This window comes from [Empedobacter] haloabium, assembly GCA_008011715.2.
GTDB classification, from domain to species: domain Bacteria; phylum Pseudomonadota; class Gammaproteobacteria; order Burkholderiales; family Burkholderiaceae_D; genus Rugamonas; species Rugamonas haloabia.
The window spans coordinates 3,856,084-3,881,275 of record CP136508.1; the positions used below are offsets into that span (position 1 = coordinate 3,856,084).

Annotated in this window: 16 protein-coding genes; 2 read left to right on the plus strand and 14 right to left on the minus strand. The window is 67.0% G+C overall.

Translation table 11 applies throughout. The features are described from left to right. Window positions 1–26 precede the first annotated feature (26 nt). From E7V67_016815 to E7V67_016865, 11 genes are all read right to left on the minus strand, one after another. The gene (locus E7V67_016815; protein WUR11372.1) at window positions 27–1,937 is read right to left on the minus strand and encodes a glycoside hydrolase family 97 catalytic domain-containing protein; all 1,911 of its coding nucleotides are present in this window, start codon (window positions 1,935–1,937) and stop codon (window positions 27–29) included. Window positions 1,938–2,037: 100 nt separating this feature from the next. Beyond that, a complete protein-coding gene (locus tag E7V67_016820; protein WUR11373.1) occupies window positions 2,038–2,805 on the minus strand; it encodes an SDR family oxidoreductase in 768 nt (255 codons plus the stop codon). Between the two features lie 31 nt (window positions 2,806–2,836). Further along, window positions 2,837–4,411: an aldehyde dehydrogenase (NADP(+)) gene (locus E7V67_016825; GenBank protein ID WUR11374.1), complete on the minus strand. Its 1,575-nt coding sequence runs from the start codon at window positions 4,409–4,411 to the stop codon at window positions 2,837–2,839. Further along, window positions 4,408–5,385, minus strand: coding sequence for an AraD1 family protein (araD1, locus tag E7V67_016830; protein WUR11375.1), 978 nt, complete (start codon window positions 5,383–5,385; stop codon window positions 4,408–4,410). Before araD1 ends, E7V67_016825 begins: the two co-directional genes overlap by 4 nt. 64 nt (window positions 5,386–5,449) lie before the next feature. After that, window positions 5,450–7,192: an IlvD/Edd family dehydratase gene (locus E7V67_016835; protein WUR11376.1), complete on the minus strand. Its 1,743-nt coding sequence runs from the start codon at window positions 7,190–7,192 to the stop codon at window positions 5,450–5,452. A 315-nt stretch (window positions 7,193–7,507) separates the two neighbouring features. Beyond that, on the minus strand, window positions 7,508–8,503 hold the full coding sequence (locus tag E7V67_016840; GenBank protein WUR11377.1) for a glycoside hydrolase family 43 protein: 996 nt from the start codon (window positions 8,501–8,503) through the stop codon (window positions 7,508–7,510). Between the two features lie 85 nt (window positions 8,504–8,588). After that, window positions 8,589–9,650, minus strand: coding sequence for an aldose epimerase family protein (locus E7V67_016845; GenBank protein WUR11378.1), 1,062 nt, complete (start codon window positions 9,648–9,650; stop codon window positions 8,589–8,591). 87 nt (window positions 9,651–9,737) lie between these two features. Then, window positions 9,738–10,691 (minus strand): glycoside hydrolase family 43 protein, encoded by a 954-nt coding sequence (locus tag E7V67_016850; protein WUR11379.1) that lies wholly within the window; start codon window positions 10,689–10,691, stop codon window positions 9,738–9,740. Window positions 10,692–10,706: 15 nt separating this feature from the next. Further along, window positions 10,707–12,056, minus strand: a complete 1,350-nt coding sequence (locus E7V67_016855; protein ID WUR11380.1) for an MFS transporter — start codon at window positions 12,054–12,056, stop codon at window positions 10,707–10,709. Window positions 12,057–12,131: 75 nt separating this feature from the next. After that, window positions 12,132–14,780, minus strand: coding sequence for a TonB-dependent receptor (locus tag E7V67_016860; protein ID WUR11381.1), 2,649 nt, complete (start codon window positions 14,778–14,780; stop codon window positions 12,132–12,134). Window positions 14,781–14,915: 135 nt separating this feature from the next. Continuing rightward, window positions 14,916–16,196, minus strand: coding sequence for a winged helix-turn-helix domain-containing protein (locus tag E7V67_016865; protein ID WUR11382.1), 1,281 nt, complete (start codon window positions 16,194–16,196; stop codon window positions 14,916–14,918). A 141-nt stretch (window positions 16,197–16,337) separates the two neighbouring features. Here E7V67_016865 and E7V67_016870 point away from each other — a divergent pair, with 141 nt between their 5' ends. Further along, entirely contained in the window at window positions 16,338–17,024 is a 687-nt protein-coding gene (locus E7V67_016870) for a response regulator transcription factor (protein ID WUR11383.1), read from the plus strand. 293 nt (window positions 17,025–17,317) lie between these two features. Here the strand turns inward: E7V67_016870 and E7V67_016875 are convergent, their stop codons facing one another. From E7V67_016875 to E7V67_016885, 3 genes are all read right to left on the minus strand, one after another. Beyond that, the gene (locus tag E7V67_016875; protein WUR11384.1) at window positions 17,318–18,817 is read right to left on the minus strand and encodes an AMP nucleosidase; all 1,500 of its coding nucleotides are present in this window, start codon (window positions 18,815–18,817) and stop codon (window positions 17,318–17,320) included. 72 nt (window positions 18,818–18,889) lie between these two features. Continuing rightward, complete coding sequence (locus E7V67_016880) at window positions 18,890–20,248, minus strand: MATE family efflux transporter (GenBank protein WUR11385.1); 1,359 nt, start codon at window positions 20,246–20,248, stop codon at window positions 18,890–18,892. A 91-nt stretch (window positions 20,249–20,339) separates the two neighbouring features. Continuing rightward, the gene (locus tag E7V67_016885; protein WUR11386.1) at window positions 20,340–22,589 is read right to left on the minus strand and encodes a TonB-dependent receptor; all 2,250 of its coding nucleotides are present in this window, start codon (window positions 22,587–22,589) and stop codon (window positions 20,340–20,342) included. 292 nt (window positions 22,590–22,881) lie between these two features. Between E7V67_016885 and E7V67_016890 the strand changes: the two genes are divergently transcribed. After that, window positions 22,882–25,113 carry a TonB-dependent receptor gene (locus E7V67_016890; protein ID WUR11387.1) on the plus strand — a complete coding sequence of 744 codons (2,232 nt, stop codon included), beginning with the start codon at window positions 22,882–22,884 and terminating at the stop codon, window positions 25,111–25,113. The last annotated feature ends 79 nt before the right edge of the window (window positions 25,114–25,192 follow it).

Sequence of the window (25,192 nt, forward strand, 5' to 3'; positions counted from 1 at the left end):
TGTCTCCGTGGTTGTAGGTCTTGTGCTTATTTGAAGATGGCGACGAAGCCGCCTTTGGGCTTGATGCTGGTGCGCCGGCCGGCGCGCAGGTCGGCCTGCCTGAACTCGCGCTCGCCGGCACCGTCGCTGACGATGCGGCCCGTGCCTTTGGCGAACGACAGGTCCAGGGCGAGCGCCAGCTCCTTGTCGCCGGCATTGATGCCGGCGACGTACCATGCGTCACCCGCCCGGCGGGCGATGACGACGTACTTGCCCGGTTCGCCGGCCACGAAGCGGCTGTCGTCCCAGCCGCGCGGCAGCTCGCGCAGCAGCGCCTTGACGTACTCCGGCGCGGTTGCCATGCCCTGCGGGATCTCGGCGAAGTGCTGGATGCCGGACGTGAACAGCACCGCTTCGGCCAGCTCGAAGCCGTTGCGGGTGCTGCGCCGGATCTTCGGGATGTCGCCGAAGGCCAGCGGCGTGAAGTCCATCGGGTCGAACAGGTTGCGCGTGAACGGCAGCATGGCCGCGTGCGGTGCAACGGCGTCCTGGTCTTCCTGCGTGAAGGTGGTGAACTCGAAGCCGCGCACCGCCTCGGCCGTCAGCAGGTTGGGCCAGGTGCGCGACCAGCCGCGCGGCAAGGTCGCGCCGTGGAAGTTGACCAGCAGGCCAGCGTCGTACGCGTCCTTCAGGATCTCGGTGTAGTAACGGATCATCGACTGGCCGTCGCCACCGAAGAAGTCGACCTTGACGCCTTTTACGCCCAGCGCGCGCAGCCGGGCGAATTCGGCGACGCGGCTTTCATGCGTCAGCATGCGCTCGCGCGGCGTCATGTCGGTGTCGTTCCAGGCGCCCGCCGAGTTGTACCAGGCCAACAGGCCAATGCCCTTGCCGTTGGCGTAGGCCGCCAGTTCGGCCAGCTTGTCGTAGCCGATCTTCTGGTCCCAGAACGCGTCCACCAGGGTGTAGTCCCAGCGCATGTCGGCCGCATAGTCGATGAACTGCTTCTGCGTGTCGAAGTTGGTGTAGTCGTCCTTCAGGATGGCCCAGCTCCACGAAGCGTGGCCGGGCTTGACCCAGTCCGGGATCGGGCCGGGCGCCGGGGCCGCCAGGTCCGTGCCGAGCGTGGACTCCACGACCGTGGCCAGCGAACCGATCGCCAGCACGCGCCACGGCGTCGTCAGCGAGCCTTGCGCGGTCGGCAGCAGCGCGCCGCCCGTAAAGGTCTCTTCCTTGGCGGGGCCGCCGATGCGGTACACGCCGCCAGTCGAATCGGTCTGCAGGCGCGAAGCGTGGAAACTGCCGTCCATGCCCGCCTCGGTGATGGCGATCCAGGTTCCACCGGCGCGGAACAGCGCCGGGAACACCCAGCCGGCGCCCAGCGGCGCGGGCGTGCCCACCGGGATGTCCATGCGGTAGTGCTCTTCGTACGAGGGATTGGTGCGCTGGTAGCCGGTCTTCGCCACCGACATCGGCTGCAGCCAGGCGCGTGCCGACGGCGGCAGCGCGAAGCTGGTCGTCTCGGAGCGGAACGCCAGCTGGTCGCCGCTGGCCTGGTAGCGGAACGCCACGCCGTCGTTCGACACGCGGAACGTGATGGCCAGCGCCTGCTGGCGCGGATTGGTATAGCGCCAGGTGCGCTCGTTGGCCGCGTAGCTGGCGTGGCGGCGCTTGCCGGCGGCCAGCTCGTAGCGGTCGGTGATGCGTTGCGGTACGGTCGCGCCGGCTGGCTTCAGCCCGGAAGCCAGGTCGGCATCGTCGAACTCCAGGCCCAAAGGTGAAGCCAGCAGCACCGGCTTGCCGGCGCGGCTGACGCGGTAGGTGACGGTGCCGTTGGCGCCCGTCGCCAGCGTGACAAGCAGCTTGCCGTCCGGGCTGGCGACGGTGTCCAAGGACTGGGCACAGGCGAAGGGGGCGCAGGCGCAAGCGGCCACGCCGATCAGACGAGTCAGGGTCATAGTCGTAACGGTGAAAGCGCAGCCCATGGCGGGCCGCGTGCAGCGAACGGAAACTACTGGGGTCGAACCCGGCGGGTCCGACCCCGGCCCTCCAGCGACCTCAGACCCAGCCGGCGTCCACGATGAATTCCTGGCCCGTGCACATGGCGCTGTCGTCCGCGCCCAGGAACAGGATCATCGAGGCCACGTGCTCCGGCATCAGCTTGCCCGGCAGGCATTGCGCCTTCTTGATCTCGATTTCCGCCGCGTCGTCCACCCACAGGTCGATCTGGCGCTGCGTCATGACCCAGCCCGGCGTCACGGTGTTGACACGGATGCCGTACGGGCCGAAATCGCGCGCCAGGCAGCGCGTCAGGCCGATCACGGCCGCCTTGGTGGTGCCGTAGACGGGATAGCCGCCGTTCTTGGCATGCCACGACATCGAGCTGATATTGATGATCGAACCGCCGCCCTTCTTCTTCATGCCCGCCAGGACGGACTGGCAGGTGAAAAACATGGGACGCTGGTTGATCGCGATGCGGTCGTTCCAGTATTCCAGCGTGACCTCCTCCGGCTTGTGGCGCTGGTCGTTGGCGGCGTTGTTGACGAGGATGTCGAAGTCGCCCATCTCCGCCGCCAGGTCGGCGATGGTCTTTTGCAGCGCCGGGATGTCGGTGATGTCGCAGTAGCGGTAGCGCGGCGCCGGATGGCCGGCCGCCTTGATGCGCTCGACCAGACCCAGGCTGGCTTCCTGCGCAATGTCGACGAACGCGACGTGCGCGCCCTGCTGCGCATAGCTTTCCACGATGGACTCACCGATGCCGGTGCCGCCGCCCGTGACGAATACGCGCTTGCCGCGCAGGCTGCCGAACTTGGCCAACTCTGTCATAACTGTCTCCCTATCGTTGTTATTGTACCGTTCAATCCTTGCCCAGCACGCCGTCGCGGCGGCGCCAGATGCCCTGCGGATTGCCGTCGCGCAGTGCCTCCGGCAGCAGGCGCTGCGGCAGGTTCTGGTAGCACACCGGGCGCAGGAAGCGGTGGATCGCCGCCGTGCCGACCGAGGTGCTGCGTCCGTCCGCCGTGGCCGGGAACGGGCCGCCGTGCACCATCGCCGTCGAGACTTCCACGCCGGTCGGGAAGCCGTTGGCCAGGATGCGGCCGACCTTGCGCTCCAGCGCCGGCAGCAGTTGCTGGGCCGCTTCGATGTCGCTGTCCTCCAGCTGCAGGGTGGCGGTCAACTGGCCTTCCAGGTGCTCGATCACGGCGCGCATTTCCGCCACGTCCTGGCAGGCCACCAGCAGCGAGGCCGGGCCGAACACTTCACCGTGCAGCGCGCGCTCGGTCAGGAAGGACTGCGCCGTGGTGACGAACAGCGCCGGGGCGCCGCGGCCTTCCTCCTGCGCGGCCAGGGTCAGCGTCTTGACGCAGCCTTGCGCGGCCAGCGTCTGCACGCCGTCCTGGTAGCTGCCAGCGATGTCAAGCGTCAGCATCGGCGCGGCCGGCACGCTTTCCAGCGCGGCGGCGGCTGTCTTGGCAAACGCATCGAAGTCGGGACCGGCGATGCCCAGCACCAGGCCGGGGTTGGTGCAGAACTGGCCCACGCCCATCGTCAGCGACTGGGCGAAGCCTTGCGCGATCTGCTCGCCGCGCGCGGCCAGCGCGCCCGGCAGCAGGAACACGGGATTGATGCTGCTCATTTCGGCGTACACGGGAATCGGCTGCGGGCGGTTGGCCGCGACGGCCATCAGCGCCGTGCCGCCGCCGCGCGAACCGGTGAAACCGACGGCCTGGATGGCCGGATGGGCGACCAGGCCCTGGCCGATGTGGCGGCCGGTGCCCGTCAGCAGCGCGAACACGCCGGCCGGCCGGCCGCACAGCTCGACCGCCTTGACGACGGCGCGTGCCACCAGTTCCGAGGTGCCCGGATGGGCCGAATGCGCCTTCAGCACGACCGGGCAGCCGGCCGCGAAGGCCGATGCCGTGTCGCCGCCGGCGACGGAGAATGCCAGCGGGAAGTTCGATGCCGCGAACACGGCGACCGGCCCCAGGCCGATCATGCGCAGCCGCAGGTCCGGCCGCGGCGGCGTGCGCTCGGGCAGCGCGCTGTCGATGCGGGCGTCGGCCCACGAGCCTTCGCGCAGCAGTTCCGCGAACAGGCGCAGCTGGTTGACGGTGCGAGCGCGCTCGCCTTCCAGGCGCACGCGCGGCAGGCCCGATTCGGCCATCGCGCGATTGACCAGGTCGTCGCCCAGCGCCATGATCTGCTCGCCCACGGTTTCCAGGAAGCGCGCGCGCTCCTCGTTCGAGGTGGCGCGGAAGGTGTCGAAGGCGGCAGCGGCCAGCTGGCAGGCTGCGTCGATCTGTTCTTCGTCGACGGCATGGAACGCCGGTTCCATCTGCTCGCGCTTGGTCGGATCGAACGCCTTGAAGTGGTTGCCCGTGCCTTTGACGGCGACGCCGCCGATCAGTGCTTCACCGGTAAGGATGGTCATAATGCGGTCACCTTTGCGACTTGGGTTTCAATGACGGCCAGCTGGTTGCGCAGCGCCGGGCCGAACGCAGGCGCTTCGATCTCGAAGGTCTCGCCCGGCGCCACCTGCACGTTGTCGGCGAAGCTCAGGGTGGCGGTGCCGAAGAAGTGCACGTGCACGTCGCCGGGGCGCTTGAACAGCTGGTATTTAAAATGGTGGTGTTCCAGGTTGGCGATGGTGTGCGACATGTTCTTCTCGCCGCTGACGAATGCCTTCTCCCAGCGCACCTGGCCATCGATGCCGCGGATGCGCGAGACGCCGTCGATATGCTCGGGCAGTTCGCCCACCAGCAGGGCCGGGCCGACGCCGCAGGCGCGCAGCTTCGAGTGCGCCAGGTACAGGTAGTTCTGGCGCTCCGTCACGTGGTCGGAAAACTCGTTGCCGATGGCGTAGCCGACACGATACGGCTGGCCGTCGTCGCCGATCAGGTACAGGCCGGCGATCTCCGGTTCCTCGCCGCCGTCCAGCGCGAAGTCGGGCATGGCCAGCGCTTCGCCGCTGGCGGCCACGATCGAGCCGTCGCCCTTGTAGAACCATTCGGGCTGGGCACCGGCGGTGCCCGCGGCCGGCTTGCCGCCCTCGACGCCGAGGCGGAACATCTTCATGGAGTCGGACAGCGTCTCGACGTCACCGCCGATCTTCTTGTGCATCGCGTCGCGCGCATCGGCGCTGCCCAGGTGGGTCAGTCCGGTGCCCGTGACGTAGCAGTGGGCCGGGTCTTCATGGTCCAATGGCGGCAGCACGGTGACGTCGGCGAAGGCCACGGTCTTGTCGCCGGCGGCGCTCTGCGCCAGCTCGGCCAGCTTGTGTTTGCCGCGAATGGCGGCCTGCGCCAGCGCGTAGGTGCTGGTGTAGCCGTCGATGATGCGGATGGTGTCCTGCTCCAGGATGCCGACGTGGCGGCCGTCACCGGACTTGAATTGTACGAGCAGCATGAGGTCTCCTTGTGCGCGGCGGCACGGCCGGGAACGCGTCCCGGCCGTGCCGCCTGCTTTTTGATTAGTGGGAATGCTTCGGCACGGCGGAACCGCGCATGCCGACCAGGAAATCGAAGTCGCAGCCTTCGTCGGCCTGCAGCACGTGATCGATGTAGAGCTGCTGGTAGCCCGACTTGGCGCCCTTGACCTGCGTCTCGGCGCGGTCGGCCAGGCGCTGGCGCATCTCTTCGTCCGAGATCTCGACGTCGAGGCGGCCGCCTGCGCAGTCCAGCGCAATGATGTCGCCATCCTTGACGATGCCCAACGGGCCGCCGGCCATCGCTTCCGGCGCCACGTGCAGCACGACGGTGCCGTAGGCGGTGCCGCTCATGCGCGCGTCCGAGATGCGCACCATGTCCTTGATGCCCTTGGCCAGCAGCTTGGGCGGCAGGCCCATATTGCCCACTTCGGCCATGCCCGGGTAGCCTTTCGGGCCGCAGTTCTTCATTACCAGCACGCAGTTCTCGTCGACGTCCAGGTCCGGATCGAGGATGCGGGTCTTATAGTGGTCGAAGTCCTCGAACACGATGGCGCGGCCGCGGTGCTGCATCAGGTGCGGCGAGGCGGCCGACGGCTTCAGCACGGCGCCGCGCGGCGCCAGGTTGCCGCGCAGGATGCAGATGCCGCCATCCTTGATCAGCGGGTTGTCCAGTGGGCGGATCACTTCCTCGTCGTAGATCGGCGCGTCCTGGTTGTTTTCCCAGATCGTCTTGCCGTTGACGGTGAGCGCGTCCTTGTTCGGCAGCAGGCCGTTCTCGCCCAGGCGGCGCAGCACGCCCGGCAGGCCACCGGCATAGTAGAACTCCTCCATCAGGAAGCGGCCCGATGGCAGCAGGTCGACGACGGTCGGCGTGCCGCGGCCGATGCGGGTCCAGTCTTCCAGTTCCAGGTCCACGCCGATGCGGCCGGCGATGGCCTTCAGGTGGATCACGGCGTTGGTGGAACCGCCGATGGCGGCGTTGACGCGGATCGCGTTCTCGAACGCCTCGCGCGTCAGGATTTTCGACAGGCGCAGGTCTTCCCACACCATGTCGACGATGCGCATGCCGGACATATGGGCCAGCACGTAGCGGCGCGCGTCGACGGCGGGGATGGCGGCATTGTGCGGCAGCGACGTGCCCAGCGCCTCGGCCATGCAGGCCATCGTGGAGGCGGTACCCATCGTGTTGCAGGTGCCGGCGGAGCGCGAGTGGCCCGCTTCGGCGGCAAGGAAATCGTGCATCGTGATCTCGCCGGCTTTTACTTGCTCGTGCAGCTGCCACACGGCCGTGCCGGAGCCGATGCTCTTGCCGTTCAGCTTACCGTTCAACATCGGGCCGCCGGTGACGACGATGGCCGGGATGTCGCACGATGCGGCGCCCATCAGCAGCGCCGGGGTGGTCTTGTCGCAGCCGACCAGCAGCACGACGGCGTCCATCGGATTGCCGCGGATCGATTCCTCGACATCCATCGACGCCAGGTTACGGGTCAGCATGGCGGTCGGGCGCAGGTTCGATTCGCCGTTGGAGAACACGGGGAATTCGACGGGCCAGCCGCCCGCCTCGATGATGCCTTTCTTGACGTGCTCGGCCAGCTTGCGGAAGTGGGCGTTGCAGGGGGTCAGTTCCGACCAGGTGTTGCAGATGCCGATGATGGGCTTGCCCTGGAACTCATGGTCCGGAATGCCCTGGTTCTTCATCCAGCTGCGGTACATGAAACCGTTCTTGTCCTGCGTGCCGAACCATTCGGCCGAGCGCAGCTTTACGTTCTTCTTTGTCTCTGACATGCATTCCTCCGTGTTGTTCCAGGCCCGGCGCCATGGCTGTCCACGACGGGCTGCGATGGAAAGCATGTTAGTTAAAGCAACGATATCTTTCCAATGAATAAAAAATTGGTTGTGATATAAAAAAGGATATCGGAGCTGGCAAGCTGCCGGGAATTGGCGACTCTCCCCGAGGTCAGGCAACGATCGGTAGGAAATTTCCGGGACAGTCCCCGGAAATTGGGAAAGGACGACGGGACGAAACAGTCTGGCTCAGCCGGCTATGGCCTCAGAGTTGCCTAGCCGGGGCGTCGGAATAGTCCGGGACAGTCCCGGAATTCAGTCGGGGCTCGTGACGAAGTCAGGCGTGCCATCGGCGCGCCAGCCGATCGATCTGGCCCGGGTATGCCGGTTGGGATCATTCAGCTCATTGCCTGGGATGTCACGGTAATCGCGCGCGTGATAGACGATGATGTCCTGCTTTCCATCGGGCGTGGTGGTGAAGCAATTATGTCCCGGGCCATACAAGCCGCCGCCGCTGGCCAGCACGGGCATTGGCGACTTGGTCCAGGCCGCCTTGTCCAGCAAATTGGCCCCCTCCCCGGCCGTCAGCATGCCCAGCGCGTAGTTGGCGTCCGTCGCGCTGGCGGAGTACGTCAGGAATACCTTGCCGTTGCGTACCAGCACGGCTGGCGCCTCATTGACGTCGAACTTCACTTTTTCCCAGGCATACTCGGGCAAGGTGAGCAAGGTAGCGGGACCGTCCAGCGCCAGCGGCGAGCGCATCTTCGCCAGATAGATACCGGTGACGTGTTTGTCGGCGGCCGGCGGGCGCTGGGTCCAGGCCAGGTAGCGTTGGCCGCGCACGGCGAACGTCGTCGCGTCCAGCGAGAACGATTCCCAGCCGGTGTCGATGCGACCCCGTTCCGTCCACGTCCCTTCCAGCGGATTGGCGGACGGGTTCTCCAGCACGTACAGGCGGATGTCCAGCGGCGCGTCGGCGCGGCCCGCCGTGAAGTACAGGTACCATTTTCCGTCGATGCGGTGCAGTTCCGGCGCCCAGATATTGGCGCTCATCGGCCCCGATGCATGCCGGCGCCAGACTACCTTGGTGGACGCCGCGCCCAACCCGTCCAGCGTCTTCGCGCGACGCAGCTCGATGCGGTCGTACTCCGGCACCGTGGCCGTGAAATAGTACCAGCCGTCGGTGTGCAGGGTGACGTGCGGGTCGGCGCGCTGCCGCACCAGGGGATCGTGCGGGGAGAACGCGCCGGCGTCGGCGCACAGCAAGGCGAGGGCTGCCAGCACGGCGCCCGTGGTCAGGGAAGTCGTCATTGTGCGGGGAAATTGCCTGGAAAATGGGGTCTGTCCCCGTTTTCCAGGAAAGATTGCTTCAAAACAGGGGTCTGTCCCGGGTTTTTCAGGCTTGCGTCGTGAAGCGGTACAGCGAACGCGTCGAATAGGTTTCGCCCGGGCGCAGGATCGTGCTGGGGAACTCGGGCCGGTTCGGCGAGTCCGGGAAATGCTGCGGTTCCAGGCAGATGGCCGAGCGGTGCTCATAGGTCCAGCCCTTGCCCGCCAGGCTGCCGTCGAGGAAATTGCCACTGTAGAACTGCAGCCCCGGCTCCTGCGTGTACAGCTCCAGCACGCGGCCCGAGCCGGGGTCGCGCAGCACGGCGGCCAGGCCCAGCACGTTCGATTCGCCCTTGTTCAGCACGAAGTTGTGGTCGTAACCCAGACCGTTCTTCAGCTGCGCGTCGTCGGCCTCGATGGCCTGGCCGATGCGGCGCGGCTTGCGGAAGTCGAACGGGGTGTACTCGACCGGCGCCAGTGGGCCCAGCGGGATCGAGTTCTCGTCGATCGGCGTGTAGCGGTCGGCGTTGATCTGCAGCTCGTGGTCCAGCACCGTACCCTTGCCTGCCAAATTGAAGTAGGCGTGCTGTGTCAGGTTGACCGGCGTGGCCTGGTCGGTGGTGGCGTGGTATTTGACCAGCAGCTCGTTGGCGTCGTTCAGCTCATACGTGACCGTTACCTCCAGGTTGCCCGGGTAGCCCTGTTCGCCGTCCGGACTGGTGTAGGTCAGTTTCAGGCCGATCGACAGGTCCGCCACCATCGGCACCGCGTGCCAGACCACCTTGTCGAAGCCCTTGCTGCCGCCATGCAGGTGGTTCGGGCCGTTGTTGACGTCCAGTTGCACCGTGCGGCCATCGAGCTGGAAGCGGCCGCCGGCGATGCGGTTGCCGTAGCGGCCGATCAGCGCGCCGAAGTAAGGCGAATCGCCGAAGTACGGCTCCGGCGTGTCGAAGCCGAACGTGACGTCGGCCAGGTTGCCCTGGCGGTCCGGCACGTGCAGTTCCGTGATGATGCCGCCCAGGTTGGTGATCTTGACGATCATGCCGCTGCGGTTGCGCAGCGTGTAGAGGCTCAGCGGGGTGCCGTCCGGCGCCTGGCCGAACGGTTCCTGTTCTATCGAGAGTTCCATGCGTTGTTCGCTTCTTGTTATCAGCGCCGGGACAGGCCGATGACCCGGCCGATGACCCGGCCGATGACCCGGGCCGGCGCCGCCGGCTCAGGCAATCGAAGGCCGGCCGAAATCCGGCATGCCGTCGGCATCCCAGCGCAAGGGTTTGACGAAGGTATGGCGGTCCGGATTCCACAGCGGATCGCCGACGATTTCAGTATAAGTCCTCGCATGATAGACCAGGAGCACGGTTGAACCGTCTTCCGCCACCGTGAAGCTGTTGTGGCCCGGGCCGTAGATCTTGTGCTCGAAGCAAGTCTGCAGCACGGGCTGGTCGGCCTTGTGCCAGGACGCCGGGTCGAGCAGATCGGCATTCTCGTCCGCCCACAACAGGCCCATGGCGTAGTTGTGGTCCGTCGCGCTGGCCGAGTAGCTGATGAAGATCTTGCCGTTCTTCTTCAGTACCGACGGGCCCTCGTTGACGAGGAAGCCGCGGCATTCCCACTCGTGTTCCGGTTTGCTCAGCATGACCGGCGCGCCCGCGATCTGCCATGGCGTTTTCATCGGCGCAATGTACAGGTTGGAGTTGCCCTCGATGTCCTCATGCTTCTGCGCCCACAGGTAGTACAGCTGGCCCTGGTGGGTGAACGTGGTGGCATCCAGGCAGAAGCTGTCGATGCCCGTGTCGACCTGGCCCATGAACTCCCACTGCCCTTCCAGCGGATTGGCGTTCTCGTTGCGGATCGCGTACATGCGGTGCTGGAACAGCTTGTTCTTGATCTCGCGGCTCGGCGCGGCCGCGAAGTAGACATACCAGGCGCCCTGGTTGAAGTGGATCTCCGGCGCCCAGATCAGTTCCGAGTATGGACCCGTGTCCGGCTTCCTCCAGACGTCGCGCGTTTGCGCGCTGGCCAGGCCTTCGATGGTCTTGGCGCGGCGAAGTTCGATGCGGTCGTACTGGGGCACCGACGCCGTAAAATAATAATAGCCATCCGTGTGACGATAGATGTAGGGATCGGCGCGTTGCTCGATCAGGGGTTTCAGCAATTGAGTCAAGTTCATTCTCCGTAGGGTCGGTCAGGCGGCGTAGCCGTGCGTGAGCATCTTGGCTTTCACGGTGCCGTAGTATTCGTCGCTGATGCGGTAGCGGAACATCAACAGCCCCATCACCAGGTGGAAGAAGCCCGGGATCACCGTCAGCATCAGCGCGATGCCGGTCAGCGCCAGCGGCGACTGCGCCACGTTGGGCTGGTACTGGAAGTGCGTCAGCAGCAGGCCGACCAGCGCGCCGGCGATGCCCATGCCGGCCTTCTGGCACACCGAGATGCCGCCGAAGGCGAAGCCGGAAACGCGCGTGCCGGTCTTCACCTGGCCGTAGTCGATCGTCTCGGCGATGGCCGACCAGAACACGGGCGCATGCAGGTCGACGATGAACGACAGCAGGAAGTACAGGACAAAGGCCAGCACCATGTCGCCCGGCTTGACGAACAGGTAGATGGCAAGGCTGATCAGCGCGACGACGACCTGCGAGTTGCGGAACAGCTTGACCTTGCAGTAGCTCTTGGTGATCCAGGTCGAGGCGACCATCGACAGGATGGCGGCTGCCACGCCGGTGGACAGGAAGGCCGACACGATGGCCTCGTCGCCGCCCAGGTAGTACTTGGCGTAGTACATGGCGACCGAGCCGCGCACCACATAGCCGATGGTGCCGGTGACGCAGGCGCCGCACAGGATCAGCCACTGGTCGTTCTTCAGCAGCACCTTCAACTGGTCCAGCAGCGGCTGGCGCTCGACCACGTGGTGCACGCGCTCCTCGGTTGAAAAGAAGCAGAACAGGAACAGCACGACGCCCATCAGCGACATGAGCGCCATCGCGGCCTGGTAGCCGGCGGCCGGATTGCCGCCGCCCCACTCCTTGGCCAGCAGCGGTACGATGATCGTCACCATGAAGGCGCCGATCTTGGCGAAGAACAGCCGGTAGCCATTGGCCGACAGGCGGTCCTGCGGGTCGCTCGTCAGGCCGCTGATCAGCGAGATGTAGGGGATGCCCACGCCGGCCGTCATCAACGTCATCAGGATGTAGGTCGAATAGGCCCAGACCATCTTGGCGTCATAGCCCCAGTCGGGCGTGGAGAACACGAAGAACACCGAGACGCCATACGGCACCGCCAGGAACAGCAGCCATGGCCGGTAACGGCCGAAGCGGTTGGTGAACCGGTCCGTGATCTGGCCCATCACCAGGTCGGCAACGGCGCCGATCACCTTCACGGCCAGGAACAGCAGCGCGAGGTCCTCCGTGTGCAGGCCGTAGATGTCGGTATAGAAGAACGTGATGATCAGCATCATCGATGAGATCACCACGTTCAGGGCCATGTCGCCCGCGCCGAACCCTACTTTTTCCACCGTCGATAATTTTTGCATCTTCATTCCCATCAGAAGGACCGCGGGGCCCTGGCCGTTTGCCGGTCAGCGCCCCATTCCATGACTGCCCGCGTTAGCCGCTCAGTTCTTCCAGCGCAGCGCCACGCCGATGGTGCGGTCGTAGCGGCGGATGTCGCGCGCCAGTTCCGGCACCGAGTGGTAATCCTTGTACTTGAAGTCGGTCAGGTTGGTGCCGTCCACCGTCAGGCTGAGGTTCTTCGTCAGCTTGTAGGTGATGGACGCGTCCAGCGCCTTCATCGGATCGACCACCAGGTCGTACTGGGTGGCGCGGTAGGCGTACTCCGAGACGAAGCGCGAACGCCAGCTGTACGCCACGCGGGCCGACCAGTCGCCCCGCTCGTACAGGCCGATCAGGTTGTAGGCCCACTTCGACATGCCGGCGAAGCTGTTCACCTTGCCGTCCGGTTCCGTCAGGCCGCCGTGCATGTAGGTGCCGTTCGCCTCCAGGCCGAAGCCGCCCAGCCAGCCAGGCAACCAGTCGTAGAACTGCTTGTACGCGATTTCCACGCCCTCCAGCTTGCCGTCGCTGGTGTTGTACGGGCGGCTGACGTCATAGGTGATGCCGTCGTACGTCTCGGGCGCGGACTTGCGGCGGATGTAGTTCTTGAACTCGTGCGAAAACACGGTGCCGGTGACGGAGCCGGTCGGTGCAAAATACCACTCCAGCGCCGCGTCCAGGTTCTTGCTCTCGATCGGCTTCAGGTTCGGATTGCCCGAGGTGCCGGTCGCCAGCGTCGTGTTGCCGGCCGCGTGCAGCACCAGACCCGGATTGAAGTCGGCGAAGGCCGGCCGCTGCGTCGCCTTGACCCAGTTGAAGCGCGCCTGCAGGTCCTCGCGCAGCTTGGCGCGCAGCGCCACGTTCGGCAGGTAGTCCGTGTCGGTCGTCTTGGTGCTGGCGCCGACGACGACGTTGTTGATCAGCGAGTTGCCGCGCAGGTCCTGCTCGGTGCGCACGGCACGCACGCCGAGCGTGCCTTCCACCGGTACCGACCAGGCGTCGAACGCGATGTCGGCCTTGCCGTACAGGGCCTGGGTCTTCTCGATGTCGGCGTAGAACGACAGCGGGTCCTCCGGGTTCGGGGTGGTCGTCCCGGTGAACATCTGGCGCAGGTCAGCGGTGTTGTTCAGCAGGTAGCTGGCGCACGGCATCGGGAATTGCGAGATGCCGTAGTTGCCCGCCGTCGGCCGCGACACGCAGGTGAAGCCGGGGATCGAGTTGATCATGACCTGCCTGGCCGAATAGGCGCCCGGGTGATTGACGGAGCCTTCGATGCCGTGGATCGACGCGGCGCGGCGCTTGGCGATGCGCACTCCGCCTGCGAATTCGCGGAAGAAGCCCTTGGCGGCCGGCTCGTAGATGGCGTCGGCGCGCCAGTCGGTGGAGCTGCCTTCGTCGTGGCTGTGCTGGTCGAAGAATTTCTCGAGGAAGAAGTTGGAGCCCGTCGTGATGTCCGAACCCGGGTAGGTGATCGAGCCGATGCCGTTGTCGATGCGGCCGGACACGTTCGGCATGTAGCCGACGATGTCGACGATCGGATTCTGGTTGCGGAACTTGCTGACGGTGCGGGCCAGTTCCGTCTTCAGGCGCAGCTGGTCGTTGACGTCCCAGGTAGCGCCGGTGGCGGCCTGCGTGGTGCGCGAGTAGTGGCGGCGGCCCTGGGTGGACGTCAGGGTCCACTGGTCGGCGCCTTCCTTGCTGATCGACTGCAGGTAGTTCGTGCCGGGCACCGTGGTGATGGTGGCGCCCTTGTTCAGGGGCAGCTGGCCCAGGAAGAAATTGGTCTGGGCATCGTGCTCGATGCGGGTATTGATCACTTCCGCAAACACTTCGACGTCCTTGTTCGGGCGCCACTGCAGCACGCCGTTGCCGGCCCAGCGCTTGCGGTCGCCGCCCGTCATCACGCGGCCGATCGTATCCGGGCCCGTCAGGCCGTTCTCGATCGACAGCGGCACGCCGACCCAGGCGCCTTCGTCCTGGTAGCGCCCGCGCTGGTAGGAATAACCCAGCAGCGCGCCGAACTCGCCGTACGCCGTCTTCCAGCGGTTCGACACCATGCCGGACAGCTGCGGATCGGTGGCTTTTGCCTTGTCGCGATTCTCGGCGCGGGCCACCGCGCTGGCGGTGGCGCCCTTGAAGTCGAACGGCCGGTTGGTGCGCACGTCGATGACGCCGGCCGTGCCGCCTTCGACCATGTCGACGCCCTGCGACTTGTAGACGTCCAGGCGCGACAGCATCGTGGTCGGGATATCGGCCAGGAACAGGCTGCGGCTGACGGCCGAGAACATCTCGCGGCCGTTCAGCAGGGTGACGGCACCCGGCAGGCCGCGGATGACGACGTTGCTGGCCTCGCCGGCCTCGCGGATGATCTGCACACCGGTGATGCGGCCCAGGATCTCGGCCACGTTCTTGTCCGGAAACTTGCCGATGTCGTCGGCGACGATGGAGTCCACCACCTGCTCGTTGTTCTGCTTGAAGGCCTGGGCGCTGCGCGCGGCGTTGCGGATGCCCGTGACCGTGACGACATTGGCGGAGCTGTCCGTGGTGCCGGCCGCGCTGGCGCCGGCGCTGTCGGCCACGCTGTCGGCACCTTGCTGCGCCCACACGGAAGCGCTGCTCAGCGCTCCGGCGGCAGCCAGTGCCGCCACTGTGACTTTCAAGGTGAAAGGATTGCGAGCGGGCGCGACACGGCCCGAAGGGACAGTCTTCATAGGTCTCCAATGTCTTGTAATTATTTAGTGCAGTTTTGAAACTGCTTGCCTGCGGAGCATCTTAAGGGGGACAAATGAATTCGATCCAATCAATTTTTCCGCTCTTGCAATATCTTTTTTGATATCGCTCCCAGCCTAATCCATTAGGTTTGCACGTATATTGTAGCTGCTTGGCAATTTGCTCAGCAATATAGCAATACTCCAGGCCAGGCTGTAGCGCGCGGGGACCTCGGCGGTATCGGCCAGCAGCAGCGAGTGTGCCGCCAGCGTGGACAGCGTCTCGACGGCGTCCGCGCTGCCTGAATCGTCCAGCCGGGCGGCGGCCTGCGCCAGCGTGAACCCGGCAGGGAGTTGCGCCAGCGCGGCAAGCGCCTGCCTGGCGGACGGGGGCAGCAGTGCCTCGCCCCAGGCAGCGGCCGCACGCAGGTCGCGGTGCCGGGCGACCTGGCTGGCTGGATCGGCCAGCGTGGCCCCATCGAGCCGTGCCAGCGCGGCCAGGCGTTGGCCTGCCGGGACGCGCCGCAGCGAGGCCCCGGCCAGCGCCAGTGCCAGCGGTACGCCGCCCAGCCGGCAGCATGCGTCCCGCGCAGCCGCGAGCACGGCGGGGGCCAGCGGCCAGGTGCCGCCATACGCCCGGGCCAACAGGAGCCGGACGGCGTCGTCGGAGGCCAAGGGTGGTATGCGCACGACCGCCTCGCCGTCGGCGCGCAGGGCCTGCCGGCTGGTGGCCAGGATGCGCAGCGCGGGCCGGCGCCGGGTCAGCGCCTCGGCCAGGCGGCTGACCGCGTCCAGCTGGTAGTCGCAGTTGTCCAGTACCAGCAGCAGGGGCGCATGCGGCAGCAAGGCCGCCAGGCCGGGCAAAGACGCCGCTCCCGGCAAGCCCAGCGCCCTGGCGAGCGCCGCGACCAGTGTGGCCTCGTCGGCGGCATGCAATTCGTCCACCGCGACGCGGCGGTTGTGTGCGAGGCCCTGGGCCAGCGCCGACTTGCCGACCCCGGCAGGGCCGGTCAAGGTAACGATGGGCGCGACGGCGAGCCGGGCGGCGACGACATCCAGCAAGGCGGCGCGGCCGACCAGCGCCGGCGGCGCGGCGCATGCCAGGCTGCCCTTGAAGACGTAGCCGCCGCCGTTGACGGTACCGATCAGGTCGCGGTCGCCCGCCAGCGCGCGCCGCAGCGCGGCGATCTGCACACGCACATTGCTGGCATGGATGGCACGGCCGGGCCAGGCGCGTTCGGTCAGCTGGGCCGCCGTCAGCACCTGGCCGGCGGCGCCGATCAGCGCCTGCAGCACGCGCGCGGCACAGGCGCCCAGCGCCACCGGACGGGCGCCGGCCGTGCGCAGCTCGCCGCGCCAGGGGTCGAAAGCATGCCGGCCGAATGCGATCGGGCCGGCAGCGGAAGGGGAAAAGTCCATCCGCACAGGCTACCGGCCAGCAAAGCGGCGGCACAGACCACATCGGGTCCGCGCGCGCCGCCCCGATGCGTGCACGCGGGCCTCCCCCGAAAGGGGCAAGCGGCCCGCCGGCGGCTGCCGTCCAGGAGAGCCGGGTGTAAGATGCCGCCATTACGAACCTTGTGCCGCCTGCGCGGTCCCGACATGAACGAACTGGTCAATATGGAACCCGCGCGCGTGCGCGTCATGGTGGTCGACGACCATCCCCTGATGCGCGAGGGGATCGCGGCGGTACTGGGCATCGGCGGGCGCCACGAGCTGGTGGCCGAGGCGGCGGACGGGCGCGAGGCGGTCGAGCAGTTCGTGCGGCACCAGCCGGACGTCACGCTGATGGACCTGCAGATGCCCGTGATGGGCGGGCTGGACGCGATCGCCGCGATCCGTGCGCTGGCGCCGCAAGCCCGCATCATCGTGCTGACCACTTACAAAGGCGACGTGCAGGTGCTGCGCGCCCTGAAGTCCGGCGCGATGGGCTACCTGCTGAAAAGCGTACTGCGCACGGAACTGGGCGACGCCATCGACAAAGTCTACGCCGGCCAGCGCCACATCCCTCCCGAGATCGCCGTGGAACTGGCGGCGCACATCGACGCGGACACGCTGTCGGCGCGCGAATCGGAAGTGCTGCGCTTCGTCGCCCACGGCAACTCGAACAAGCGGGTGGCGCTGGCGCTCGGCATCGCCGAGGAGACGGTCAAGGCGCACATGAGTACCGTGCTGGCCAAGCTGGGGGCACGCGACCGCACCCATGCGGTGACGATCGCGATCCGGCGCGGCATACTGGAGCCGTGACACCTGGGGTCTGTCCCTGCCAAGGGACTCACCCTAATGCCGCTAAGTTAAGGAAATTTATCAGCCAGCCGCAGACGTCTTTCCACCCAAAAGCGGAGAGCTGGGGTCAGCCCCGGCGGGTCTGACCCTGGTTTTGGGCCTGGGGTTGAGGGATACGCCTGCGGCCCAGTGAGTCTTACATCCTTAACTTAGCGGCATTAGGGACTGACCCCGAAGTGGGCTGCGTCGCGCCGGCATCGTTGAACTTCAGGGTCAGTCCCCGTGCGGGGACAGACCCCAGGCTTGCTCCAGCATTACTGGAACGCCACCTCGGCAAAGCTGCGCAGCTTGCGGCTGTGCAGCCGGTCCGTGCCCAGCGCGCGCAGCATTTCCATCGCGCGGATGCCGATGCGCAGGTGCTGGTCGACGCGGTCGCGGTAGAACTGGTTGGCCATGCCCGGCAGCTTGATCTCGCCGTGCAGCGGCTTGTCGGACACGCACAGCAGGGTCCCGTACGGCACCCGGAAACGGAAGCCATTCGCCGCGATCGTCGCACTTTCCATGTCCAGCGCCACCGCCCGGCTCTGCGAGAAGCGCCGCTCCGGCGTGCGCTGCGGCAGCAGCTCCCAGTTGCGGTTGTCCGTGCTGGCCACCGTGCCGGTGCGCAGCACGCGCTTCAGGTCGTGGCCCGTCAGCTGCGTCACCTCGGCCACGGCGGCCTCGATCGCCACCTGCACCTCCGCCAGCGCGGGGATCGGCACCCACAGCGGCAGGTCCTCGTCCAGCACATGGTCCTCGCGCACGTAGCCGTGCGCCAGCACGTAGTCGCCCAGCTGCTGCGTGTTGCGCAGGCCGGCGCAGTGGCCCAGCATCAGCCATGCGTGCGGGCGCAGTACCGCGATGTGATCCGTGATGGTTTTCGCGTTGGCGGGGCCGACGCCGATATTGACCATGCTGATGCCGGCGCCGTCGGCCCGGATCAGGTGGTAGCCCGGCATCTGCGGCAGCCGTGGCAGCGGCGCGCCCATGCCGTCGCCCGGCTGTTCCTCCTGGCCGGCGCGGCGCGTGACGATATTGCCCGGTTCGACGAAAGCGATGTAGCCGTCGTCGTCGCTGGACGGCTCGCGGCTCATGATGGCATGGCCCAGGCGCACGAATTCGTCGATATAGAACTGGTAGTTCGTGAACAGCACGAATTTCTGGAAGTGCTCGGGCGACGTGCCCGTGTAGTGGCGCAGGCGTTGCAAGGAATAGTCGACGCGCGGCGCCGTGAACAGCGACAGCGGCTGGGCCTCGCCCGGCGGCGGATCGAACGTGCCGTTGGCGATGCCGTCGTCCATCGCCGCCAGGTTGGGCAGGTCGAACACGTCGCGCATCAGCTGGCGCCGCTCGTGGCTCATGCTGCCCTCGATGTGATCGTGTTCCGCGAACGAGAAGTGCACAGGGATCGGCTGGGCCGACAGCCCCACCTCCAGCTGCATGCGCTGGCCGGCGTGATTCTTCAGCAGCAGACGGAACTGCTCCTGGTAGTAACGGGCGAACAGGTCCGGCCGCGTCAAGGTCGTCTCGAAGGTGCCGGGACCGGCAACGAAGCCGTAGGCCAGGCGCGAGTCGGCCCGCGCGAACGTCTCGCTCTGCACCCGCACGAACGGATAGCAGGCGCGCACGTGCTGGGTCGGCGTTTCGCCTTCGACAAAGCGCTGCAGCGACTCGCGCAGGTGGGCGATGCTGCCGTCGTAGATGGCCTGGACCTGGGCCAGCGCGGCGGCGGGGTCGTCGAAACGTTCGGGCTGGACGAATGGGCGGGTGGACACGGTCAACTCCTCTGGTTTTTGTTGGTCTTGGTTGGCACCATCGTACCACCGCCCCGCCGGGCCTGCAGGACGTCAGCGGCGCAGCTTGCGCCGGGCCGCCCGCGCATGCGGCACCCAGGCGTGCACCGACCAGCGCCGCCACATGATCAGGCCGCGGATCCACTCGTCCGCCGCGAACGCGATGTACAGCCCTTTCAGGCCCAGGCCGAAGTGGATGGCCAGCAGCCAGCTGCCGCCGGCCAGCACCAGCAGCATCGAGGCGGCGCCCGCCACCACGGGAAAACGCACGTCGCCGGTGGCGCGCAGCGCATTGATGACGACCAGGTTGAAGGTGCGGCCCAGCTCCACCAGCACGCCCAGCCACAGCAGCAGGGCCCCCTCCGCCACGATGGAGGCGTCGCTGGTAAACAGGCGCAACAGCAGCGGCCCGGCCAGCGCGACAACGCCGGACACGATGCCGCTGATGACGAGGCCCCGGTACAGCGAAGTACGCACCAACCGGTGCGCCGCGCCCAGCTCCCCTGCCCCGACCATGTGGCCGACCATGATCTCGACGGCAAACGCGGTCGCCAGGCTGAACACGATGATCATGCTGCCGATCTGCTGCACGTACGCATGGGTCGCCAGCGCATGCGCGCCCAGCGTGCCGGCGGCCGCCATCGCGGCCATGAACGACAGGCGCCAGGCGATGTTCTCGGCCGCCGCCGGCACGCCGATGTGCAGCACCTCGGCCAGTTCGCGGCGCGGCAGGTGCCACCAGTCGGCCCGGCGCGGCGCCAGGTCGAGATGGCGGCGCCACAGCAGCAGGTGCAGCGCCAGTCCGAGGGCGCGGCTCAGGGCCAGCGCCAGCGCGTAACCGGGCAGGCCCAGCGCCGGCAGCGGTCCCCAGCCGTGCATCAGCGGCAGCGCCAGCAGCAGGTGCGACAGGTGCATCGCCACCAGCACCAGCAGGGTGTCGCGGGTGCGCAGGTGTGCGCGCATGACGGCCGCCATCGACGCATTCCATGCGTCGAACAGCATCGCGGGCGCCAGCGCCATCAGGAACGGCGCGGCCAGCGGCAGCACGTCGGCCGGCGTCTGCAACAGCGCCAGGAGGCCATCCGCGCCGGCCAGCGCCACCAGCGCGGTGACGGCGCCGATCCAGCTACTGGCCCCCACCGACGCCAGGGCGACCCGGTTGGCACGCTCGCGCTGGCCGCCGCCCAGGCTTTGCGTGATCACCACGCCGACACCGGAGCCGACGATGCGAAACAGCAGGAACAGGGTGACGGAAATCTGGTTGGCGATGGCGAAGGCGGCGCCGGCGATGTCGGAGATGTGCGCGGCCAGGGTGGTACCCACCACGCCGATGGCGACGGACAGCACCAGTTCGACCAGCAGGGGCCAGGCCAGGGTGAACAGACGGGGACGGGACGACGGCGTGGCGGGCATGAGGCGGTTCGGATACTGGGCGGACCGCCATTGTAACGAGTAGCGGGCAAGACCCCAGGTGACGGGCACCTGGGGTTGCCGCCGTGGCCGATTACAACTTGCCGGACAACGTGAAGAACACCTGCCGCGGCGCCCCCGACATCAAGGTCATCGACGTGCCCTGCGGGTCCGTGGCCGAGAAGCCGTTCGAGCCGATCGTGCCGAAGTAGCTCCTGTCAAACAGGTTCGTCACGTTGACCTGCGCCGTCAGCTCCTTGAGCATCGCCACGTTGCCCAGCTTGTAGCCGGCCGACAGATTGGCCACCGTGAAGGACGGCACCGAACGGTCGTTGGTGTAGGTGTAGTAGCGCTTGTCGGTGTACTTCGCGCCCAGGCGGGCGAACAGGCCGTTGACCTCGTAGGCCAGCTCAGTGTTGAACATCTTCTTCGGCGCGTCCGCCACCTGCTTGCCGCTGACGGCGACCAGCTTGCCGTTGTCCGCATAGTCGGACTTGTATTGCGAGTCGTTGTAGGTGAACGTATTGAACCAGCTGAAGCCGCGGTCGATCTTCCACACGGCCAGCGCCTCCAGGCCGCGCGTCTCGACCTTGCCGACGTTGACGATGGTGCCGGCGCAGCCGACGATGCCGGCGCAGGTGGCGATGCCCAGCTGGCGGTCCTTGAAGTCGGTGTAGTAGACCGCGATCGAGCCCTGGATGGCGTCGCGCTTGAAACGCATGCCGAGGTCGAAGGTATTGGACGTCTCCGGCTTCAGGCTGGCGATCGACAGCGCATAGCCGGCGCGGGTCTGCGAGAACGGGCCGTTGACGCCCGGCTGGTACGAGCGCATGTTCTTCGCGGCGGAGGCGAACAGCTCGTCATTGCGCGACAGCTGGTACGTCATACCGGCTTGCGGCAGGAAGGTCTTCTTCGCCGTGATCGAGCCGTCGGCGCGGTCGCCGCTGAACGTGCGTGCGTCGATCTCCACCTTGGGGCTCTTGAAGCCGGCATTGATCTTCAGGCGGCCGTCCAGCAGCGCCACCGTGTCCTGCAGGTAGAACTGGCGGGTGTCCGTCACGAAGGCCTGGCGGAAGCCCGTGCTCATGGGGTCGCGCAGGAAGTCGTCGATGTAGCGGCCATCGGTCACGGCGTAGAAGTTGCGGGTCAGGACGTGCTTGTTGCGCTCGGCCCAGAAGCCCGCGTTCAGCGTGTGCATGCCCGTTTCCCACGTCACGTCGGCCAGCATGCCGTTGCGGCTGATCGTGTATTCGGTGGTGCGGATCGAGATCGGCACGGCGGCCGATGTCGGCGTATACGGCGTGTACCAGTGGCCCTGGCCTTCGTTGCCATGGTGGTAGCCGGTGACCTTGGCCGTCAGGTTCGGCGCCAGGTTCAGCTCCAGCGCCACGCCGGCCAGCTTGTCCTTGCGCAGGCCCTGGCCCAGGTAGTAGGCGTCGTCCAGGTTGTTCACGGCGCCGCTGTAGACGCCCTTCGCCGCGTTCACGGCGCGCTGCCAGTCGGGATAATAATTGTCCCAGTCCATGCCCAGGCGCGCCGCGCTTTCCAGCGACAGGTCCTGGTAATCGACCTCGCGCCGGTCCGAGTAATTGAAGAAGGCCGACAGCGTGTGCTCGCCCAGCTGCTGTTCGACCCGGCTGTTGAACTGGTCCTGGTCCTGCGGGCCGGCGCCCTTCCACTTCTCGGCGCGCATGCGCGTGCCGGACAGGTAGAACTTGGTGCCGCTGTCCAAAAGGCCGCTGTCGACGCGCACGAAGGTGCGCGCCGTGTCGTCGCTGCCTAGGGTCTGCGCCGCCGTCACGCCGCGTTCGTTGGCCGGGCCCAGCGTAACGAACTGCACGGTGCCGCCCAGGTTGCTGGTGGACGCGGTGCCCAGCGCGCCGGCGCCCTGCGAGACGACGACGCGACCGATGTTCTCGGACGAGATGGCGCGCGAGATGTGCAGGCCGTTGTTGTTCCCGTAGCTCATGTCGCCCAGCGGGATGTCGTCCAGGGTGAAACCCAGCTGGTTCTGGTTGAAGCCGCGGATCGAGAAGCGCGTCGACCATTCGTAGCTGCCGAACGGGTCGGCCGACTGGAAGCTCACGCCGGGCAGCTTCTCCAGCGTCTTCAGCGGGCTAGTGCCTGGCGTGGCCTGCTGCAGGTCGGCGCGCGACACGTTCTGCACCTGGCGCGACTGGCCGCTGCCCGTCACCTCCACCACCGCGATCGGCGCGCCGGCCGGGTCCAGCGGCGCGGCGGCACTGTCGGCGGGCGCCGCGTTGGCGGCGCAGGCCAGCGCCTGCAGCACGCACAGGCACAAGGGTTTCAAACTGATATGGACAGGGTGGCGGTTCACGAACATCGAAGTCTTTCTGAGAAAAGATGAAAATCGGGCATATCGAAAACTCAACTGCGGCGCATGGTAAAGACCAGTTGTGACGCGCCAATGACATCGCCGCGCGCCGCGACAGTGGCCTGCGCACGACAAACCCCTGGTGGATTTGACAAAAGTGACGTACGGATACTGTCTACCGGTTACACGAACTGTTAGACTGCCAGCCTGCATCGATGCCGCCGCAACAATTCCAATAACCTCGATACGGCCTGGCGGCTGCCCGACCGGGTGCTGCCGTATTTGCTCAGAGAAAGTCCATATGATCGATCGTCGGGTTCGGCCGAACCGCCACCTGCTCGCCGCGTGCATCGCGGCCCTCTGTTCCGACCTGGCCATGGCCCAGGCCAACGCCGAGCTGCCGGAAGTCGTCGTCACGGCGCAGCGCACCAGCTCGGTGGAATCGAAGACGCCTGTCGCCATGTCCGTCGTCTCCGGCGAACGGCTCACCACGACGGGCCTGGACAGCCCCGCCCTGCTGGGCGAACGGCTGCCGAACGTGAGGCTCGACAACAGCTACGACGGCCTGCGCATCACGATGCGCGGCGTGACCAGCGCCGACACCACCGACAAGGGCGATCCGTCGGCCGCCTTCATGATGGACGGGATCTACATCGCCCGGCCGCAGAACCAGAACCTGGCGTTTTACGACATCGACCGCGTCGAAGTGCTGCGCGGCCCGCAAGGCACCCTGTACGGCCGCAACACGACGGCCGGCGCCGTCAACGTCATCACCAACGCGCCCACGCAGCAGCTGGAAGGCATGGTGGCGCTCGAAGGCGGCAATCACCACACCCGCAAGGGCAGCGCGATGGTCAACGTGCCCGTCAGCCCGGCGCTGGCGATCCGCGCGGCGGCGGCGTTCAACCGCCACGACAGCTTCCTGACCAATGCCCAGGGCACGCCGCACACGCTGGGCCAGGACCGCGACGACTGGTCGGCGCGGCTGTCGGCGCGCCTCGCCTTCAGCAACACGGCTGCGCTGCTGCTGCGGCTGGACCACAGCACGGTGCGCGACAATGTCGACGTGTTCGTCCCCGATACCAATTTCTATCGCGGCATCGAGACCGGCACGCCGGTCTGGCGCGGCGCCGGCCGCAACAGGCAGCTGACCAATGCCTTCGTGCCGCCCAACACGGTGCCGGAGCAGGGCCATGGCCGCAAGCGCACGTCGGGCGTCGGTGCCGAGCTGACCTGGGACCTGGGCCCGGTCAGCCTGCACTGGCTGGGATCGCACCGGCAGTTCGCCAACGACTTCCTGACCAATTACTACTACCGCGCCGTGCCCACCTTCGCGATCGGCGTGCACCAGGGCTTCGACGGCGACTACCGCCAGGACTCGCACGAGCTGCGCGTCGCTACCAAAGCCGGCGGTCCGCTGACCGCGCAGGCCGGCCTGTACTGGTTCCGCGAGCGTTCCAACACGCTGTACACCTTCCGCGACCTGGAGCCGCTGGGACTGCCGCCCTACTACGTGTTCCCGACCGGCCCGACCGAGGCGCACAGCAAGGCCGTGTTCGGCCAGGCCACGTATGCCGTGCTGCCGTGGCTGCGCGCGACCCTGGGCGCACGCTGGACGGAAGACGACAAGACCCGCGTCGGCTCGACCAACTTCCAGCAGGGCCCCGTGTTCAACCCGGCCACGGACCTGAAGCTGCTGAACGCGGCCGCGCTGACCACGCACAAGACCACCTGGCGCGCCGGCATCGACGCCGACGTGGCGCCGAACACGATGGCCTACCTGACCGTCTCGACCGGCTACAAGGCGGGCGGCTTCAACGACGGCTGCCTGGCCGGCAGCCGCCAACTCGGCATCGAATGCCCGGCGCCGGTCGCCGTGTCGGCGCAGACGCTGTTCTACCAGCCGGAGACGCTGAAATCCGTCGAGGCAGGCGTCAAGACACGCTTCTGGGACAAGCGCGCCAGCCTGAACCTGGCCGTGTTCGACTACGACTACAAGAACCTGCAGCTGTCCGGCGTGGCGATGGTGATGGGCGCGCCGCGCTACGTGACGCGCAACGCCGGCAAGGCCAGCGTGCGCGGCCTGGAGGCCGACGGCGCCGTCAACGTGGTGCCGGGCGGCCGCCTGACGTATGCGCTGACGCTGCTGGACGCGCACTACGACGAGTACGTGCCGGACGGCGTGCACTCGTGGGCCGGCCGCAAGCTGGACCGTGCGCCGTCGCACACGGTCACGCTGGGCTACGAGCACCGCTTCGGGCTGGGCCAGGCCGAGCTGACGGCAGGCGCCAACGTGCGCCGCAGCGCCAGCTACGTGATCGGCGTGCCGACCCAGCAGCTGGAATACCGGGTGCCGTCGTACACGACCAGCGACGCGCACGTGCGCTACCAGCGCGACGGCGCGCCGTGGAGCGTGCTGGCGCGCGTGCGCAACATCGAGAACAAGGTGCGCCCGCTGACGGTGGACAGCTTCGGCATGAGCGTGCCGAGCGAGCCGCGCGTGTTCGAGGTGCGGGGCGAGTACCGGTTCTGATCGTTGGGGTCTGTCCCGCATGGGGACAGACCCTACCCTCAGCATCAAAATGTAGCAAAGCCGTACAAAGTCATACAAA